At 62.8% G+C, this 15,628-nt stretch carries 13 protein-coding genes; 4 read left to right on the forward strand and 9 right to left on the reverse strand.

Translation table 11 applies throughout. The features are described 5' to 3' along the window. Positions 1 to 6 precede the first annotated feature (6 nt). On the reverse strand, positions 7 to 456 hold the full coding sequence (paaI, locus tag ACFE72_RS05205; protein WP_375412050.1) for a hydroxyphenylacetyl-CoA thioesterase PaaI: 450 nt from the start codon (positions 454 to 456) through the stop codon (positions 7 to 9). 161 nt (positions 457 to 617) lie between these two features. Here paaI and paaZ point away from each other — a divergent pair, with 161 nt between their 5' ends. Both paaZ and ACFE72_RS05215 read left to right on the forward strand, forming a co-directional pair. Further along, entirely contained in the window at positions 618 to 2,654 is a 2,037-nt protein-coding gene (gene paaZ, locus ACFE72_RS05210) for a phenylacetic acid degradation bifunctional protein PaaZ (RefSeq protein WP_375411992.1), read from the forward strand. 220 nt (positions 2,655 to 2,874) lie between these two features. After that, on the forward strand, positions 2,875 to 3,960 hold the full coding sequence (locus ACFE72_RS05215; RefSeq protein WP_375411993.1) for a YeeE/YedE family protein: 1,086 nt from the start codon (positions 2,875 to 2,877) through the stop codon (positions 3,958 to 3,960). Between the two features lie 159 nt (positions 3,961 to 4,119). On the opposite strand, the gene ACFE72_RS05220 is transcribed toward ACFE72_RS05215, so the two are convergent. The 4 genes from ACFE72_RS05220 to ACFE72_RS05235 all read right to left on the reverse strand — a co-directional run bounded on the left by ACFE72_RS05220 (position 4,120) and on the right by ACFE72_RS05235 (position 8,395). Then, positions 4,120 to 5,343, reverse strand: a complete 1,224-nt coding sequence (locus ACFE72_RS05220; protein WP_375411994.1) for an alpha/beta fold hydrolase — start codon at positions 5,341 to 5,343, stop codon at positions 4,120 to 4,122. 45 nt (positions 5,344 to 5,388) lie between these two features. Beyond that, on the reverse strand, positions 5,389 to 6,603 hold the full coding sequence (locus ACFE72_RS05225) for a cytochrome P450 (RefSeq protein WP_375412051.1): 1,215 nt from the start codon (positions 6,601 to 6,603) through the stop codon (positions 5,389 to 5,391). Between the two features lie 42 nt (positions 6,604 to 6,645). Beyond that, positions 6,646 to 6,855, reverse strand: coding sequence for a ferredoxin (locus tag ACFE72_RS05230; RefSeq protein WP_375411995.1), 210 nt, complete (start codon positions 6,853 to 6,855; stop codon positions 6,646 to 6,648). Between the two features lie 118 nt (positions 6,856 to 6,973). Beyond that, positions 6,974 to 8,395 carry an amidase gene (locus ACFE72_RS05235; RefSeq protein WP_375411996.1) on the reverse strand — a complete coding sequence of 474 codons (1,422 nt, stop codon included), beginning with the start codon at positions 8,393 to 8,395 and terminating at the stop codon, positions 6,974 to 6,976. 118 nt (positions 8,396 to 8,513) lie between these two features. Here ACFE72_RS05235 and ACFE72_RS05240 point away from each other — a divergent pair, with 118 nt between their 5' ends. Next, positions 8,514 to 9,359, forward strand: a complete 846-nt coding sequence (locus ACFE72_RS05240) for an alpha/beta hydrolase (protein ID WP_375411997.1) — start codon at positions 8,514 to 8,516, stop codon at positions 9,357 to 9,359. 28 nt (positions 9,360 to 9,387) lie between these two features. Here ACFE72_RS05240 and ACFE72_RS05245 read toward each other — a convergent pair whose 3' ends face one another. Continuing rightward, positions 9,388 to 10,164 (reverse strand): SDR family oxidoreductase, encoded by a 777-nt coding sequence (locus ACFE72_RS05245; RefSeq protein WP_375411998.1) that lies wholly within the window; start codon positions 10,162 to 10,164, stop codon positions 9,388 to 9,390. 167 nt (positions 10,165 to 10,331) lie between these two features. Between ACFE72_RS05245 and ACFE72_RS05250 the strand changes: the two genes are divergently transcribed. Further along, positions 10,332 to 11,408 carry a tartrate dehydrogenase gene (locus ACFE72_RS05250; protein ID WP_375411999.1) on the forward strand — a complete coding sequence of 359 codons (1,077 nt, stop codon included), beginning with the start codon at positions 10,332 to 10,334 and terminating at the stop codon, positions 11,406 to 11,408. Between the two features lie 991 nt (positions 11,409 to 12,399). On the opposite strand, the gene ACFE72_RS05255 is transcribed toward ACFE72_RS05250, so the two are convergent. From ACFE72_RS05255 to ACFE72_RS05265, 3 genes are read right to left on the reverse strand one after another with little or no spacing between them, the layout of a single operon-like run. Next, positions 12,400 to 13,320, reverse strand: coding sequence for an NAD(P)-dependent oxidoreductase (locus tag ACFE72_RS05255; RefSeq protein ID WP_375412000.1), 921 nt, complete (start codon positions 13,318 to 13,320; stop codon positions 12,400 to 12,402). Between the two features lie 17 nt (positions 13,321 to 13,337). Next, complete coding sequence (locus ACFE72_RS05260) at positions 13,338 to 14,588, reverse strand: Zn-dependent hydrolase (protein WP_375412001.1); 1,251 nt, start codon at positions 14,586 to 14,588, stop codon at positions 13,338 to 13,340. Positions 14,589 to 14,633: 45 nt separating this feature from the next. Beyond that, entirely contained in the window at positions 14,634 to 15,551 is a 918-nt protein-coding gene (locus tag ACFE72_RS05265) for a LysR family transcriptional regulator (RefSeq protein WP_375412002.1), read from the reverse strand. Positions 15,552 to 15,628: the final 77 nt, after the last annotated feature.

A 15,628-nucleotide genomic window follows, 5' to 3' on the forward strand; every position in this document is an offset into this window, starting at 1 on the left:
CAGTGTTCATTTTTCCGCAAGCGGTATCCACTGGCCGCCGACGGTGCGAGAGTGGCCGCGCAGTTCAGCAATCACGGTAGCATCGACGGTAACACGCACGTCGTAAATGCCGGAACGGCCGGACCGCGAGATCTCCCGGGCGGTCGCAATGAGACGATCGCCGAGTTTGCCCGGTTTGATAAAGGTGATGTTGCCGTGCGCGGCGACGGCACGTTCGTTATGCGAGTTGCAGGCAAACGCGAACGCGGAATCTGCCAGCGTGAAGATGAAGCCGCCATGCGCGATGCCGTGGCCGTTGACCATTTGCGGCTTGACGGTCATTGCCAGCGTCGCCTGGCCGGTTTTGACGTCGATTATTTCCATACCGAGGCCCTGACTGGCGCCGTCGTCCTTCCACATCGCCTCGGCGCAAGCGCGGGCGAGCCGGTCGGACGAAATTGCTGATCTGACGCGCAGGATCGGATCCAAGGCTTCCTCCGGACGTTCACGGGCTCCTGGTATAAGCCTCTTGAATTGAACGATCGGTCAGTTAATTATTAGACCAAGCTGCCATGGTGTCAACGGCTGCTCCATGCGTCAAATCCCGCCGGATACCGCAACAATAATCGGGAGGACCGATGCCGACAATCCTGCAGAACCTCGCGCTTGATTGCTGGGTCGAGCCGTCAAGCGGTCTCGTCGACATTCCGAGTGCGGTCGACGGCCGTATCGTTGCGCGCGCCTCGAGCGCGGGCCTCGATTTCGCGGCGATGCTCAGGCACGCCCGCAAAACCGGCGGACCGGGGCTGCGCAAGCTCTCGTTTCATCAGCGCGCGGACAGGCTGCGCGCGCTCGCCGCTTATCTTGCCGAGCGCAAGGAACCGCTTTTCAGGCTGGCTGGCGACACCGGCGCCAACAGAGGCGACAACGCAATCGATATCGACGGCGGGATCGGCACGCTGTCGGCCTATGCGTCGCGCGGGCGCCGCGACCTGCCCGATACGAAATTCGTGGTCGAGGGCGACGTGGAAAGCCTTTCGAGGAGCGGCAGCTTCATTGGCCAGCATATCCTGTCGCCACTGCACGGGGTCGCGGTCCATATCAACGCCTTCAATTTTCCATGCTGGGGATTGCTGGAGAAGTTCGCACCGGCGTTTCTTGCCGGCGTTCCGGTGATTGCCAAGCCCGCAACCGCAACGGCTTACGTGACAGAGGCGCTGGCGCGGCTGATCCATGACTCCCGCCTCCTGCCTGCGGGCAGTCTGCAGTTGATCTGCGGCGCGACCGGCGATCTGCTGGATCATCTGGATGGGCAGGATGTGATCTCGTTTACCGGATCGATCGAAACTTCTGAAAAACTGCGCGCCCATCCGAATATCGCTAGACATTCGATCCGGTTCGTGGCGGAGCGTGACTCGTTGAATGCCGCCATTCTCGGTCCAGACGCCACGCCGGAGCACCCGGAGTTCGATCTGTTCATCCGCGAGGTTGTGCGCGAGATGACCGCGAAGGCCGGGCAGAAATGCACCGCGATCCGTCGAATACTCGTGTCACGGGCGCGGGAAGCCGCAGTGATCGCAGCGTTGGGGGCGAGCCTGGCGCAGATAAAGCTCGGCGATCCCCGCGCCGAGGACAGGGCGATGGGCCCGCTGGTCAGCCGCGCGCAGCGCGACGCCGTGCGTGCGCAGATCGCAAAATTGCGGTCCGAGGCGGAGATCGTATTCGGCGATCCCGATACATGCGCAGGCGAAGGCGTCGATACGGCGAAAGGCGCCTTCCTCTCGCCGGTGCTGTTGCGCGCAACGGATCCGATGACCTCCAAACGCATTCACGATACCGAGGCGTTCGGACCGGTCGCAACGGTCATAGCCTATGACGATCTCGATCAGGCGATCGAACTGGTCAGGCGCGGCGAGGGCAGCCTGGTTGCATCGCTGTTCACCTATGACGCCGCAGTCGCCGAGGCGGTCATCCTCGGCATTGCGCCGTATCACGGCCGCGTCCTGATCGCGGATCGCGATTGCGCTAAAGAATCCACCGGACATGGTTCGCCATTGCCCGGTCTGGTGCATGGCGGTCCGGGCCGCGCCGGCGGCGGCGAGGAACTCGGTGGCCTGCGCGGCGTGTTTCATTACATGCAGCGCACCGCAGTGCAGGGTTCGCCGGCGCGGCTGTCGGCGTTGACGGGCAACTGGATGAAGGGCGCACCGGCGCCGATCGCGGCAACGCACCCGTTCAGGCGCGACTACGACCACCTCGAAATCGGCGACACCGTAGAGACCGCACGCCGGCGGATCACGCTTGCCGACATCGAGCATTTCGCCGAATTCACCGGCGATAAGTTCTATGCGCATATGGACGAGGTGGCTGCGAAAGCCAATCCGTTCTTCCCGGGCCGCGTCGCCCACGGCTACCTGATCCTGGCGTTTGCCGCGGGCTTGTTCGTCGATCCGGCGCCGGGGCCGCTGCTGGCGAATTATGGTCTGGACAACCTGCGCTTCCTCAAACCGGTGTCGCCCGACGACGTCATCCGCGTCCGGCTGACGGTGAAACACAAATCGCCGGCCCGTAAACCGGAGTATGGCGAGGTACGTTGGGACGTCGAGGTGTTCAACCAGAGCAACGAACCGGTGGCGCGCTACGATTTGCTGACCATGAGTGCGCGGGCCGCGTAACCGGATGGCCGCGATCGGGGTATTTTCCGGCCAGAACAAAAATCTCGTAACGCAACCCGTGGCGGAGGGTTTATTCCCTGCGCGCGCCGCCGGGCGATGGCTTCGTTCTTAAATTTCACCAGCCGTGGACGAATAGCCCCGCGCAGCGCTATTTAGATGGCAGTTCAGGGGCTTGATCCCCATTTCAGTAGAACAATCTTCCCCGGTCAGAGGGCCGCCGGTGCCGACGTCTGCGAACATTATCGTTTATTCCGGGCTCCTGATCGGCTTCGCCTATGGCGCGGTCGGATTGTTGAGCGGCTTTTGCCTGCTCAGCAGCCTGCGCGGCTGGTGGGCCGGTGGCGACGGCCGCTTGATCCGCAGCTACGCGCTGGCGCTGGGCGTCGCGATTGCCGCCGCGCAGCTTTTGGCCGCGAGCGGCGTGGTCGATCTCGGCAAGTCGATTTACCTGCAGCCGTCGTTCTCAGCGCCGTTGATGCTGCTGGGCGGCGTCCTGTTCGGTTACGGCATGGTACTGTCGAACGGCTGTGGCTCGCGCGCGCTGGTTTTGCTCGGCCGTGGCAATCTGCGCTCGCTGGTCGTGGTGATCGTACTCGGCATTGCCGCGCAGATGACGCTGAAGGGTCTGATCGCGCCGACGCGCGTCGCCGTACTGCAATGGACGCAGGTCGCACCGGGCGTGATATCGTTGCCGGCGCTGCTGTCGAAGTTCGGGCTGAGCGAGCCCGTCGCGCGGATGTTGGCCGCATCCGCGATCAGTGGCGCCCTGATTATCTTTGCTTTTGCCCATGCGCCGTTCCAGCGCTCATGGGGCCAGATCGCGGCCGGCCTTGCGGTCGGGTTTCTGGTCACGGCAGGATGGTTCGCCACTGGCTATCTCGGCGCCGACGATTTCAACCCGACGCCGGTCACGTCGCTGACGTTCATCGCGCCGATCGCCGACAGCGTTCAATATGTCATGCTGTCGACGGGGCTGACGTTGAATTTCGGGATCACGCTGGTTGCCGGCGTTGTAATAGGAAGTCTTGCGACGGCGCTGGCGACCGGCCGTTTTCATCTGGAGGGCTACACCTCGCCGCGTCACATGCTGCGCTCGATCGGCGGCGCGGCGCTGATGGGCGCGGGCGGCGCGATGGCCTATGGCTGTTCGATCGGCCAGGGTTTGACGGGACTGTCGACACTTGCGCTTGCGTCGTTCGTCGCGGTCGCCGGAATCCTGCTCGGCTCGGCGCTCGGTCTGCGCGGGTCGCTGCGGGTTCAGCCGCTGGTTTCGGCGCAGGACGCCCGCTCAGGCCCCTTGAGCTGATGTCGCGCGCCGCGGTAAATCCAGCGACGTGGGGCTGACCTCTATCCGCTTGATCAGGCTTTTTTCCGCCAGCGCTGATGCGCTTCCGGCAACCGATAGCATGGCAGATGCGGCATGGGCGGCTCCCTTTATGCGATGATCCGCGTGCGCGCCTGATCGTCAATCGGCGGCATGGGTCACAATATCGATCTCCGAGGTGAGGGTGCGGTGCACCGGACACTTATCGGCGATTTCCACCAGCTTCTTGCGCTGCTCGTCGTCGAGGGCGCCGTCCATGGCGATGGTCCGAACGATCCGATCGAGCATGCCGGTCCTGGTTTCGCAGTCGGCGCAATCGCTCGCGTATATCCTGCTGTGCGTCAGCGTCACCGTTACTCGCTCCAGCGGCAGCGATTTACGGTCGGCATACAGCCGCATGGTCATGGAGGTGCAGGCCCCCAGCCCGGCCAGCAGAAAATCGTAAGGACCGGGGCCGGTATCCTCGCCGCCGGCGGCAATCGGTTCGTCGGCCAGCAGCCGATGCCGGCCGATAGAAACCATTTGCTGGAATTTGCTCTTTCGCGTCTCGCGGACGACGACGTCACGCGCCGCTTCGCCGCGATCGGGCGCAACTTCCGGCCCGGCGGCGTCGAGATAGCGTGCCGCCCAGGCCGCGATGACGTCGGCGGCATAGATGCCGTCGCGCCTGTCGCTCAGCAGGTGATCGGCGCCCGCCAGCGAAATAAAACTTTTCGGATGTTTCGCGGCGACAAAGATGCGAGTGGCATTGTCGATGCCGACGGTGTCGTCGGTCGGCGAATGCATGATCAGCAGCGCCTTGTGAAGCGCGGCGACGTGGGCCGTCAGGTTATGCTCGGCGATGTCGTCGAGGAACTCGCGGCGGATATGAAACGGCCGGCCGGCGAGCGAGACTTCGACCCTGCCATGCTTGCGGATATCGTCGATGCGGTCGGTGAACAGGTGAGTGACGTGCGCGGGATCCGACGGCGCCGCGATGGTGACGACCGCCCGCGCTTCCGGAATTTGCGCGGCGGCGGCCAGCACCGCGGCGCCGCCGAGGCTGTGGCCGATCAGGATCGCCGGCGCCTTGCGTGTTTCGCGCAGGTGGTCGGCGGCGCGGACCAGGTCGGCGACATTAGATGAAAACGTCGAGTTGGCGAAATCGCCCTCGCTGGAGCCTAGTCCGGTGAAGTCGAAACGTAGCACCGCGATGCCCTTGACCGCCAGCGCGACCGCGATGCGCTTGGCGGCCAGCACGTCCTTTCCGCAGGTGAAGCAATGCGCGAACAGCGCGAAGGCGAGCGGCTCTCGCTCCGGTAGTTCCAGAGCCGCGGCGAGTTGCGAACCATCCCCGCCCGGAAATTGAAAACGGTCACTCGCCACGGGCAGTCTCCATGACAATTTCAAGCTCTCCCGTTGGGAGAGGCTTCAGCGGACCTTTCCGAACAACATCGGAAGCTGCCGCGGCCCGCGCACGGTGCCTTCCGACCAGGTAATCTCGCCGGCCGGGTCAAGCCTGAAATCCGGAATGCGCTTGAGCCACTGCTCGATCGCAACGGTCATTTCCATGCGCGCGAGATTGGAGCCGATACAGCGGTGAATGCCGAGACCGAAGGCGGCGTGACGGTTCTCCTTGCGGTCGATGATGACCTTGTCCGCATCGGGAAAAACCGCGGGGTCGCGGTTGGCGGCGGGGAACGACAACAGAACCATGTTGCCGGGCTTCACCGGACAGCCGCTGACCGTGGTTTCCTTCACCACCTCGCGCGCCATCGTGACTGGTGAGTAGGCGCGCAGGAATTCCTCGATCGCGGTTGGCAGTAACTCCGGCTCGGCGAGCAGACGCTCGCGATCTGCCGGCGTTTTCGCCAGGTGCCAGAGCGAAGACCCGATCGCACTCCAGGTGGTATCGATGCCGGCGATCAGCAGCAGCCGCAGCGAGCCCTGCACATGGGCGTCGGACAGCGGCTGGCCGTCCTTGTCCCGGGCCTTCATCAGGGTCGAGATCAGATCGTCGGTCGGGTGCCTCCTGCGCTGCTCGATATGCGCGGCGAAGTAGCCCGCCATTTCATGCACCGCCCGCATCAGGACAGTATCATTGCTGATCCCGACTTCGAGGATTTCATGTATCCACTTGATGAACAGTTCTCCATCCTTTTCCGGGATGCCGAGCATGTGGGCGATAGCGCGCACCGGGATGTGTTTGGTGTAGCGCGCGGCGACGTCGCAGCCCGTCTCATTGATGAATCCGTCGATCAACTCGTTGCAGATCGACCGGACCCTCGGCTCCAGCTTCTTCATCGCGTCAGGTGTGAACGGCGGCAGCAGCAATTGCTTGGCGGGCTTGTGCTGCGGCGGATCCGAGGTGATCGGCGGCGACGCCGCCGGCGACTCGGGCCGGATCGTGCGAACAATGATGCGGCGAGACGAAAAATGCTCGGTGTCGTAGGAAATCTGCTTCACCGCGTCATAGGTGGTAGGCAGATAGCAGCCAAGGTAGCGCTTGGTATGAACCACCGGCGATTCCGCGCGCAGTTGGTCCCAGATCGGAAACGGATTTTCGGTCCAGCGCGGATCGGTGTGGTCGAAATCATGCACCCAATCGGTGACGGGGGCCGCCCGATGTCCCACAGTTTCGTCGATCGCCTTACCCGCGACGTCATGCAGCAATGTATCGCCCACGGTCTACTCCTCCGTAATATCGATCGCTATTTCAGGGCAGTTGGTCTGCGCAAGCCACGCCTTGTCTTCAGAACCCTTGGGCACGGTACCGTCGCCGATTTCGTGCGCGTTGCCGAATTGATCGAGCTCGAAAAGCTCGGGGGCCAGCGATTTACAGCGGGCGTGCCCCTGACACTTGTCCTGATCAACGCGTATCCTGAGTGTTCCGGGCATCCGGTCTTCCCCTGTCGTCGCGCGGTCGGATCGCGCCCGTTTTCATTGGCAATTATAATGGCGCACAAATGACGCGCCAGCGCCCAAATCGTCGCTTTCCGCTACATAAAGTACTAGGCTACTTCGCCGGCCGGGGATCGATTGGGGTTGTCCCGCGCATCCCCAGAATGTCTTCAAGCAGCCTGGCGCCTGCGAGAAGCTGCGCTTCGCCGCGCGGCGCGGCGACGATTTGCAGGCCGACTGGAAGACCCGTCGCGGTGAAACCGCAGGGCAACGACAACGCCGGACAGCATACCAGCGTAATCGCATAAACGATGCCCAGCCACTCGACATAAGTGTCGAAAGCCCTGCCGGCACATTCCGCCACGTAGCGATGCTCGACCGGGAAGGGCGCGACGATGGTCGCCGGCGTCACCAGCAGATCATAGCGCTTGAAGAATTCGATCGTGCGCGCAGTCATGGCGACGCGCTGCGCTTCGGCCCGCTCGATGTCCTCGACCGTCAGCTTCAGGCCCTGTTCGATATTCCAGACCACTTCGGGCTTGAGCAGATCGCGCTTGCCGCGCAGCAGCGCCGCCTTGCTGATGGCGAAATCGAACGCGCGCAGGACGTGGAAACATTCGTGCGCCTCGCGCAGATCCGGATGCGCTTGGTCGACGATCGCACCGGCCTCGGCAAAACGCATGGCGGCCTTTTGCGTGATGGCGGCGACTTCGGGATCGACCGGTGTGATGCCAAGATCAGCGGAGTAGGCCACGCGCTTCGGACCCTCGCCCGAACGCGCCGCCGACAGGAACGAAGTCGGCAGCGCCGGCAGCGACAGCGGATCGGCCGGGTGCTCGCCGCTCATGGCATCGAGCAGCAACGCCAAATCCTCCACATTGCGCGCCATCGGGCCCTGGACGCCCAGGTTGCGGTCGATCTTGGCGACCGGCGTATGCGCGACGCGGCCGATGCTGGGCCGCATGCCGACCACCCCGCAGAAACTTGCGGGGCTGCGCAGCGAGCCGCCCATGTCGGAGCCATGCGCGAGCCACGCGGTGCCGGCCGCGAGCGCCGCCGCGGCGCCGCCCGAGGAGCCGGCGGCGGAGCGCGACAAATCCCACGGATTGCGCGTCGCGCCGAACACCTCGTTGAAGGTGTTGGCGCCGGCGCCGAACTCCGGCGTGTTCGACTTAGCGTAGATCAGGCCGCCATTGGCTTCAAGGCGCTCGACCGACAGATCGGAATACGCGGGCACGGCATCCTTGTAGATCGGCGATCCCTGGGTGGTGAGCACGCCGGCCACAGCGGTCAGATCCTTGATCGGCACCGGCAGGCCCGCAAGCAGCCCGCGCTGGCCGGGCGGTTTTTTCATCAACGTTTTCGCGCGCGCCCGCGCGCGGTCGAAGCACAGCGTCGGCAGGGCGTTGACCTCGCCGTCCACCCCGGCGATCCTTGCCTCCAGCACGTCGAGCAGATCGAGCGGCGTAACCTCGCCCGAATTGAGTTTATCGACGATGGCGCACGCCGTTGCCTGTACCAGCCCCTGATCAGCCACTTGCTTCTCTCCGTTCTTTCCGCTTTGGGCGCGGATCGGAGTGTGCTGTAAGACATTTTGCGCCAAAGTGGAAATGCGCAAGCACGGTGCCCGCATTACGACGATATGAGGAGTGGGGATGAGCACGCCGTTCGATACGCCGGACTGGCGCAGCATGAGCCGGCAGGATCGCGACCTCGGTCTCAATAACGGCGTCGCAGTGCCCGCCAGCGCCGACATCGTAGCCGGCTGGGACAAGCGTTCCGTCGAAATGCGCGCGCGGCATTCGAGCCATCTCGATCTCCGCTACGGTCCGCGTGAGCGCAACCGGATCGATTTTCTCAAAGCCGCCGACGGCGCGCCGACGCTGCTGTTCATTCATGGCGGCTATTGGCAGGCGCGTGCCAAGGAGACGTTCACCGTTTTCGCCGGTGGACCGATGGCGCATGGCATCAACGTCGCGCTGATCGGCTATACGCTGGCCCCCGATGCGACCCTTGACGAAATCGTCGCCGAGATTCATGCAGGCCTCGACTTCCTGGTGGCGCAACTGCCGGACCTCGGCGGCGATCCGGATCGAATCGGGGTGTCGGGCTGGTCCGCGGGCGGCCACCTGACGTCGATGGCGCTGTCGCACCCGAGCGTCAAGACGGGGATGGCGATCAGCGGCATCTACGATCTCGAACCGATCCGGCACAGCTATCTCAACATCAAGCTCGGGCTTGACAAGGAGGCGTCGCAGCGTAACTCGCCGATGATGCAGGCGGGCGGCGTGCTTAAGCCGTTATCGCTGGTGGCCGGTAGCGCCGAACTGCCATTGTTGCGCAAACAGACGGCAGATTTCGCAGGGCATCGCGCCAGATACGGGCTGCCGGTAACGTATGAGGAGATTTCGGACGCAAACCACTTCACCATCATGAACGAGATGATGTTGCGCGAGGGACGAATTACGACGCTGATCAGGCAGTTGTTCGAGAGAGTCTAGCCGCATGTCTCGGAAGCGGCGCAGCAGGTTACCCCCATCCGGCGCTGATCCCGCCATCCACCGTGTAAATCACGCCCGACGTATAGCCGGAGCGGTCCGACGCCAGGAACGCCATCAGGTCACCGATCTCGCGCGCGTGCGCCGGACGCCCAAGCGGAAAACTTTTTTGAAATTCCTTGTAACGGTTTTCGTCGCCGAATTGGTTCTTCGCCCGCGTCTTCAGCAGCGTAACATGGCGGTCGGTGCCGACCGGCCCGGGGTTGATGCCGACCACGCGGATGTTGTCGGCGAGGCTCTTGCCGCCGAGCGCGCGGGTGAATGCCATCAGCGCGGCATTGCCGGCGCTGCCGCAGATATAATTGGCGTCGAACTTCTCGCCGGCGGCGCCGATGTCGTTGACGATGACGCCGCGCCCGCGCGCCTTCATCTGCGCGTAGATGGCGCGGGTGAGGTTGATGTAGCCGAATACTTTGAGTTCCCAGGCGTGGCGCCAAGTGGCTTCGTCGATCTTGTCGATCGACCCGCCGGGAATATCGCCGGCATTGTTGACCAGGATGTCGATGTCGGCGGCGTCCGTCACCAGTCTTGCGATATCCTCGGGCTTCCGCAGATCGGTGACGTGAGCCGAGGCGCTGATCTGGTGTGCCGAGCGCAGGCGGTCCGCCAGCGCGTTCATCTGGTCGCCGCTGCGGGCCGCCAGCCTTAGATCGCAGCCTTCCTCCGCGAAAGCTTCGGCGGCGGCGGCGCCAATGCCCTTGGAGGCGCCGGTGATCAGGACGCGCTTGCCGCGCAGATGAAGGTCCATGAGAGGCTCTCTTGATTGGTCGTGGCTGCAGGGTCGCCAGTGTTAGGCCTTCGTTCTGGAACAGGTCAACATTGCACTGCAGCGTTGCGCCGCGGTTTACTTTGGTCCATTGCAATCCGATAATTCGGATCAAAGGCACCGACGCCGCAAATGTAAGGATTCTCCCGGTGAGCCAAGGAAAAAAATATCGAGTGGCCGTCATTCCCGGCGACGGCATCGGCAAGGAAGTCGTGCCCGAAGGCCTTCGCGTGCTGGAGGTTGCCGCGAAAAAGCACGGCGTCGACGTGCATTTCGATCATTTCGATTTCGCCTGCTGGGATTACTACGAAAAGCACGGCCAGATGATGCCGGAGGACTGGAAGGACAGAATCGGCAAGCACGACGCGATCTATTTCGGCGCGGTCGGCTGGCCGGCGAAAATTCCCGATCACATTTCGTTGTGGGGATCGCTGATCAAGTTCCGCCGGGAATTCGACCAGTATGTGAATTTGCGCCCCGTCCGGCTGATGCCCGGCGTGCCGTCGCCGTTGGCCAACCGCAAGCCCGGAGATATCGATTTCTGGGTGGTGCGCGAGAATACCGAAGGTGAGTATTCATCGGTCGGCGGCCGCATGTTTCCGGATACCGAGCGCGAATTCGTCACACAGCAGACGGTGATGACGCGCATCGGCGTCGACCGCATTCTGAAATTCGCGTTCGACCTCGCGGCATCGCGCCCGAAGCAACATCTCACCTCGGCGACCAAATCCAACGGCATTTCAATCACCATGCCGTATTGGGACGAGCGTGTGGAGGCGATGGCAAAGAACTATCCCAGGGTGAAATGGGACAAGTACCATATCGACATTCTCACCGCGAATTTCGTGCTGCATCCGGACTGGTTCGACGTGGTCGTCGGTTCAAATTTGTTCGGCGACATCCTGTCCGATCTCGGGCCGGCCTGTACCGGCACCATCGGCATCGCGCCGGCCGCGAACATCAACCCGGAGCGGCATTTTCCCTCCGTGTTCGAGCCGGTGCACGGCTCGGCGCCGGATATAGCGGGGCAGGGCATCGCCAATCCGATCGGGCAGATCTGGTCCGGCGCAATGATGTTCGACCACCTCGGCGAAAAGGCAGCGGCGGCATCGATCGTCGCTGCGATCGAGCGCACGCTCGGGGAACGCACGCTGCGGACGCGCGATCTCGGCGGCAATGCCGATACCGCTGCCTGCGGCAAGGCGGTCGCGGAGATGGTCGAATAGGACATCCGCGTCATCCCGAGGAGCCGCAGCACCCTTTCGACCGATGTCACGCGGGCAAGCGGCCATCCTTCAAGGCGCGTGCAAGAGCGCTCCGTTGGGCCGCTCGTAGTAAGAGTGCCGCTGTAATCATGGCGCAGCCGTCGGTTTGTGGGCCCGGTCGACCCATTCCGATGATCTGCACAGTTATTGGACCGCGGGATAAACCGCTCCCTTGAGGGGTCCAACCCGCCGCTGCCCCAGTCGATGATTCTCTTCAGTCCGGTCCCGGAGATTCGGAAGTGAATTGCGCTTCCGCGAAATCAGAGCGGGTACTTGTCTTTATCGTCCCTTGGAGCCGGATTGTTGTAAAAGCTTCGATATCTCCATTTCCCGCCAGATCGCCGTTTTTCATGTCACTCCCGTGGCGCCGCCAAAGTGGCCGTCGCATTACCGCTGCGAAAACATCTAAACAGGCGAATAGATCAACAAATACAACCGATGGAGATCCCGTCCCGGCACGCACAATACCGATCCTTAGGAATGGAACTGCAGTTCTGATCCGGGCAGCTACGCGGGATGAGCATGCCAGCGAATCAGGCCAACGTTTGTGACGCCGGTAATACCTGGGGGCCGTTATAGCGGTTCAAGCCGAAGATAAGGATGGAAAGGTAGTAAAATAGGGGTAATGGTTGTTTTGACCGAGTTTGAAACTAACACGAGCGTTAGCCGATACCTAAGGATTGGGCTTAATAATTCTCTCGAAAGTGGAGGGGAATGTGAAAAAGATGATCGTCTCTAATGGCGTGTTGACGACGATCTTTTGGCGGAAGATGCGGAATTATCCGGAGTGTCCCCAAGCCATTCCGATTGCGATTGTACCGGTCGGCCGTTCGGGATGGAAAGCGTTGACGGCACCCCGCATCAGCCGGTCCCATCCTCTCTGCGCAAAGCGCATTGCGCGGGTACAGAAGGAGCTTCGCAAGATTTACCGCTTGGCGAAGATATAGAACGCTCAGTCGTGAGCTGTTTCCGCGATACGACGACAATGCTGCCACGCCGCCTCAATCAAATTCTCGCTTGCCTCGGGCGTACGAAATGCCGAATGCGCCGATAGCGTCACGTTGGGCAGCCTGGTGAGCGGGTGATCGGCCGGCAGCGGCTCGACGTTGAAAACGTCGAGCCCGGCGTGCCTGATATGCCCGGATGTCAGGGCGTCGATCATCGCGGCTTCATCAACCAGCGCGCCGCGCGCGGTGTTGACGAGAATGACGCCGGGCCGCATTGCGGCAATGCGCTCGCGCGAAAGAAAGCCGCGGGTGTCGTCGTTCAGCAGCAGATGCAGCGAAACCACATGACTCCGCGCCAGCAGCCCATCGATGCCTGCAAATTCCACGCCGGGATAGCTTTTCGCCGTCCTGTTCCAGGCCAGCACTTTCATGCCGCTGCCAAGGGCGATCCGCGCGACTTCCGCGGCGATGCCGCCGAAGCCGATCAGGCCCAGCGTCTTGCCGGTGAGTTGCATGCCATCGTCGCGCCGCCAGCTGCCGGCGCGCATTTCGCGGTCCATTTGGGCAAGGCCTCGTGCGGCGGCCCACATCAGCGCGATGGCGCATTCGGCCACGGCGGTGTCGCCGTAACCCCGGATCAGGTGAACTTCGATGCCAAGGTCTGCGAGTTCTTCCGGATTCATATAGCTGCGGGCGCCGGTGCCCAGGAAAACGACGTGTTTCAACCCGGTACATTTACGGGCGGCGTCGGTCGGCAGCGCGGTGTGATCGACGATCGCGATTCCGGCGCCATCGAGCACGCCGGGTAATTGATCCGAGGTCACATCGGGATCACGGTTGATACGAACGGACGGATCGTCCGGCTTTGCCAGCCGCTCGAAAATCACCGCCAGCGACTCATTGGCATCGACGAATACACCGCGCACCGGAGCCTCCATTCTGGTCAGGATGCGACGCCGGCCAGCGCCAGCACCGTATGCATCAGGGCGTTGGCGCCGGCGGCGCAATCAGCCTGGGTGGCGTCTTCGAGTTCATTATGGCTGACGCCGTCTTTGCAGGGCACGAAGATCATTGCGGCCGGCACCACGTTGGCAAGATTGCAGGCGTCGTGGCCGGCGCCGGAAGTGATACGGCGATGGGTATACCCCAGCGTCCTGGTGGCGTTTTCGATTGCATCGACCAGCCTGGCATCGAATATGGTCGGCGGCTTGCGCCAGATTGCATCGATCGAGATTTCCACCTTGCGCCGGATCGCGATCTCAGCGGCGGCGGCGCGCAGATCGCTGTCGATGGCGTCCAGCGTTTCCGAATCGGGACTGCGGATATCCATGGTGAACGCAATTTCGCCGGGGATGACGTTGCGGGATGGCGCGGCGATCACGGCTTCGCCGACGGTGCCGACTGCATTCGGTCCATGCGCCTTTGCAATGCGCTCGAGCGCCAGCACGAGTTCCGACAGCGTCGCCAGCGCGTCGCGGCGCAGCGGCATCGGCGTGGTGCCGGCGTGGCTTTCGAAGCCGGTAATTCTGCCGTCGTACCAGACGATGCCCTGGCCGCGCTCGACCACGCCGATGGTTTTGTTCTCGGCTTCCAGCAGCGGTCCTTGCTCGATATGCAGTTCGACGAAGGCGCCGAGTTTGCGCGCGCCGACCGACTCGCCGCCGCGATAGCCGATGCCGTCGAGCGCCTCGCCGACGCTGATGCCGGCGGCGTCGGTACGCGCGAGAATATTCTCCGTCGTGTAATCGCCTGCATAGGCCGCCGACGCCATGGTCGCAGGTGCAAAGCGCGAGCCTTCCTCGTTGGTCCAGTTGACGATGCAGATCGGAGTCTCGGTTTCGATGCCGGCGTCGTTCAACGTGCGCACGACCTCGAGCGCCGCCAGCGTGCCGAGCACCCCGTCGAACTTGCCGCCGGTCGGCTGGGTGTCGAGATGCGAGCCAAGCCCGATGGGTGGTTTCGACATGTCACGCCCCTTGCGCAAGGCGAACATGGAGCCGAGCGCATCGACATGCATTTCGCAGCCGGCTGCTTCGCATGCCCGGCGAAACCAGTCGCGCACCTGCTTGTCCTCCGGGCCCAGCGTCAGCCGCCGCACGCCGCCCTTGGGCGTGGCGCCGAATGCAGCGGTTTCATGGATGGTATCCCACAGCCTTGCGGAGTCGATTTGCAGATTGGACGCGATTGTCGTCATGCGCTTTTCCGGATCTTGGACAGGGTGATCGCAGGCGTTGCACGTTCAATGACGCGCCCGCGGCGGCGCGTCAACAACGCGCTCCTGTTGCGCCAGCTTGCCGGCAAGTTCCGCCACGCGTTCGATAGCCACCGTATCGGGGGATGCCAGCCAGCTTGCCGTAAAGGTCAGCGGAGATATCTGCAGGCTGGTCGAGAGCAAATGCAGCCGGCCGTCGGCCATTTCGTTCTCGACGATCGCGGTCGGGATCACGGCAATGCCGAGGCCTTCGATAGCCATGTGAATCACGGTTGCCAGCGAGGCGCTGGCATGCAGCCGCATCGGCGGCAGGTCTGGACGATTGAACAGCGAACGCACGATTTCGTAAGGCTGCGTCTTGCGCGAAAAGGTGATGATCGGGAACTTCGCCAAGTCGTGCACCGTGAGCACTCCGGCGCCGAGCCCGAGCGACGGACTCGCGAGAAAACCTATTGAATAGTCGCATAATAGACGATTGCGAACGGCCGGCGCCGTCAGCGGTCCGAGCAGAAACCCCAGTTCGATTTCCTGCGCCAGCAGCCGCGTGCGCAGATTGGAGGTGATGTCGACTTCGATTTCGAGCGACAGGTTCGGGTAGGCCCGATTGACGCTCTTGATAAGTTGCGACAGCCATGTGTGCACGATGGTTTCGGCGACGCCAAGCCGCAGCACGCCGCGCATCGCGGAGCGGTCGCCCACCGCCGCCAGCATTTCCGAGCGCATTCCGATCAGTTTCTCTGCATAGACCATCAACTGCCGGCCGCTCGGCGTCGGCAGCACCATCCGCCGGTCGCGCTGCAGCAGCTTGACGCCGACCTCGCGTTCAAGCTGGGCGATCCGCTGCGAAATCGCAGGCTGGGTAGTGTTCAGCTTTTGGGCCGCACCCCGAAAGCTTCCCAACGTTACGACCCAAAGAAATGTCTCGATCGCCTTGAAATCGGTCATGCGTGCGAAGCCCAAAGTTCGATAAGACGTATTTATCGATCTTGATCAAATACGACGATTAGACATTATGATAGGCT

It is taken from the genome of uncultured Bradyrhizobium sp., from assembly GCF_964252615.1.
Lineage (GTDB): Bacteria > Pseudomonadota > Alphaproteobacteria > Rhizobiales > Xanthobacteraceae > Bradyrhizobium.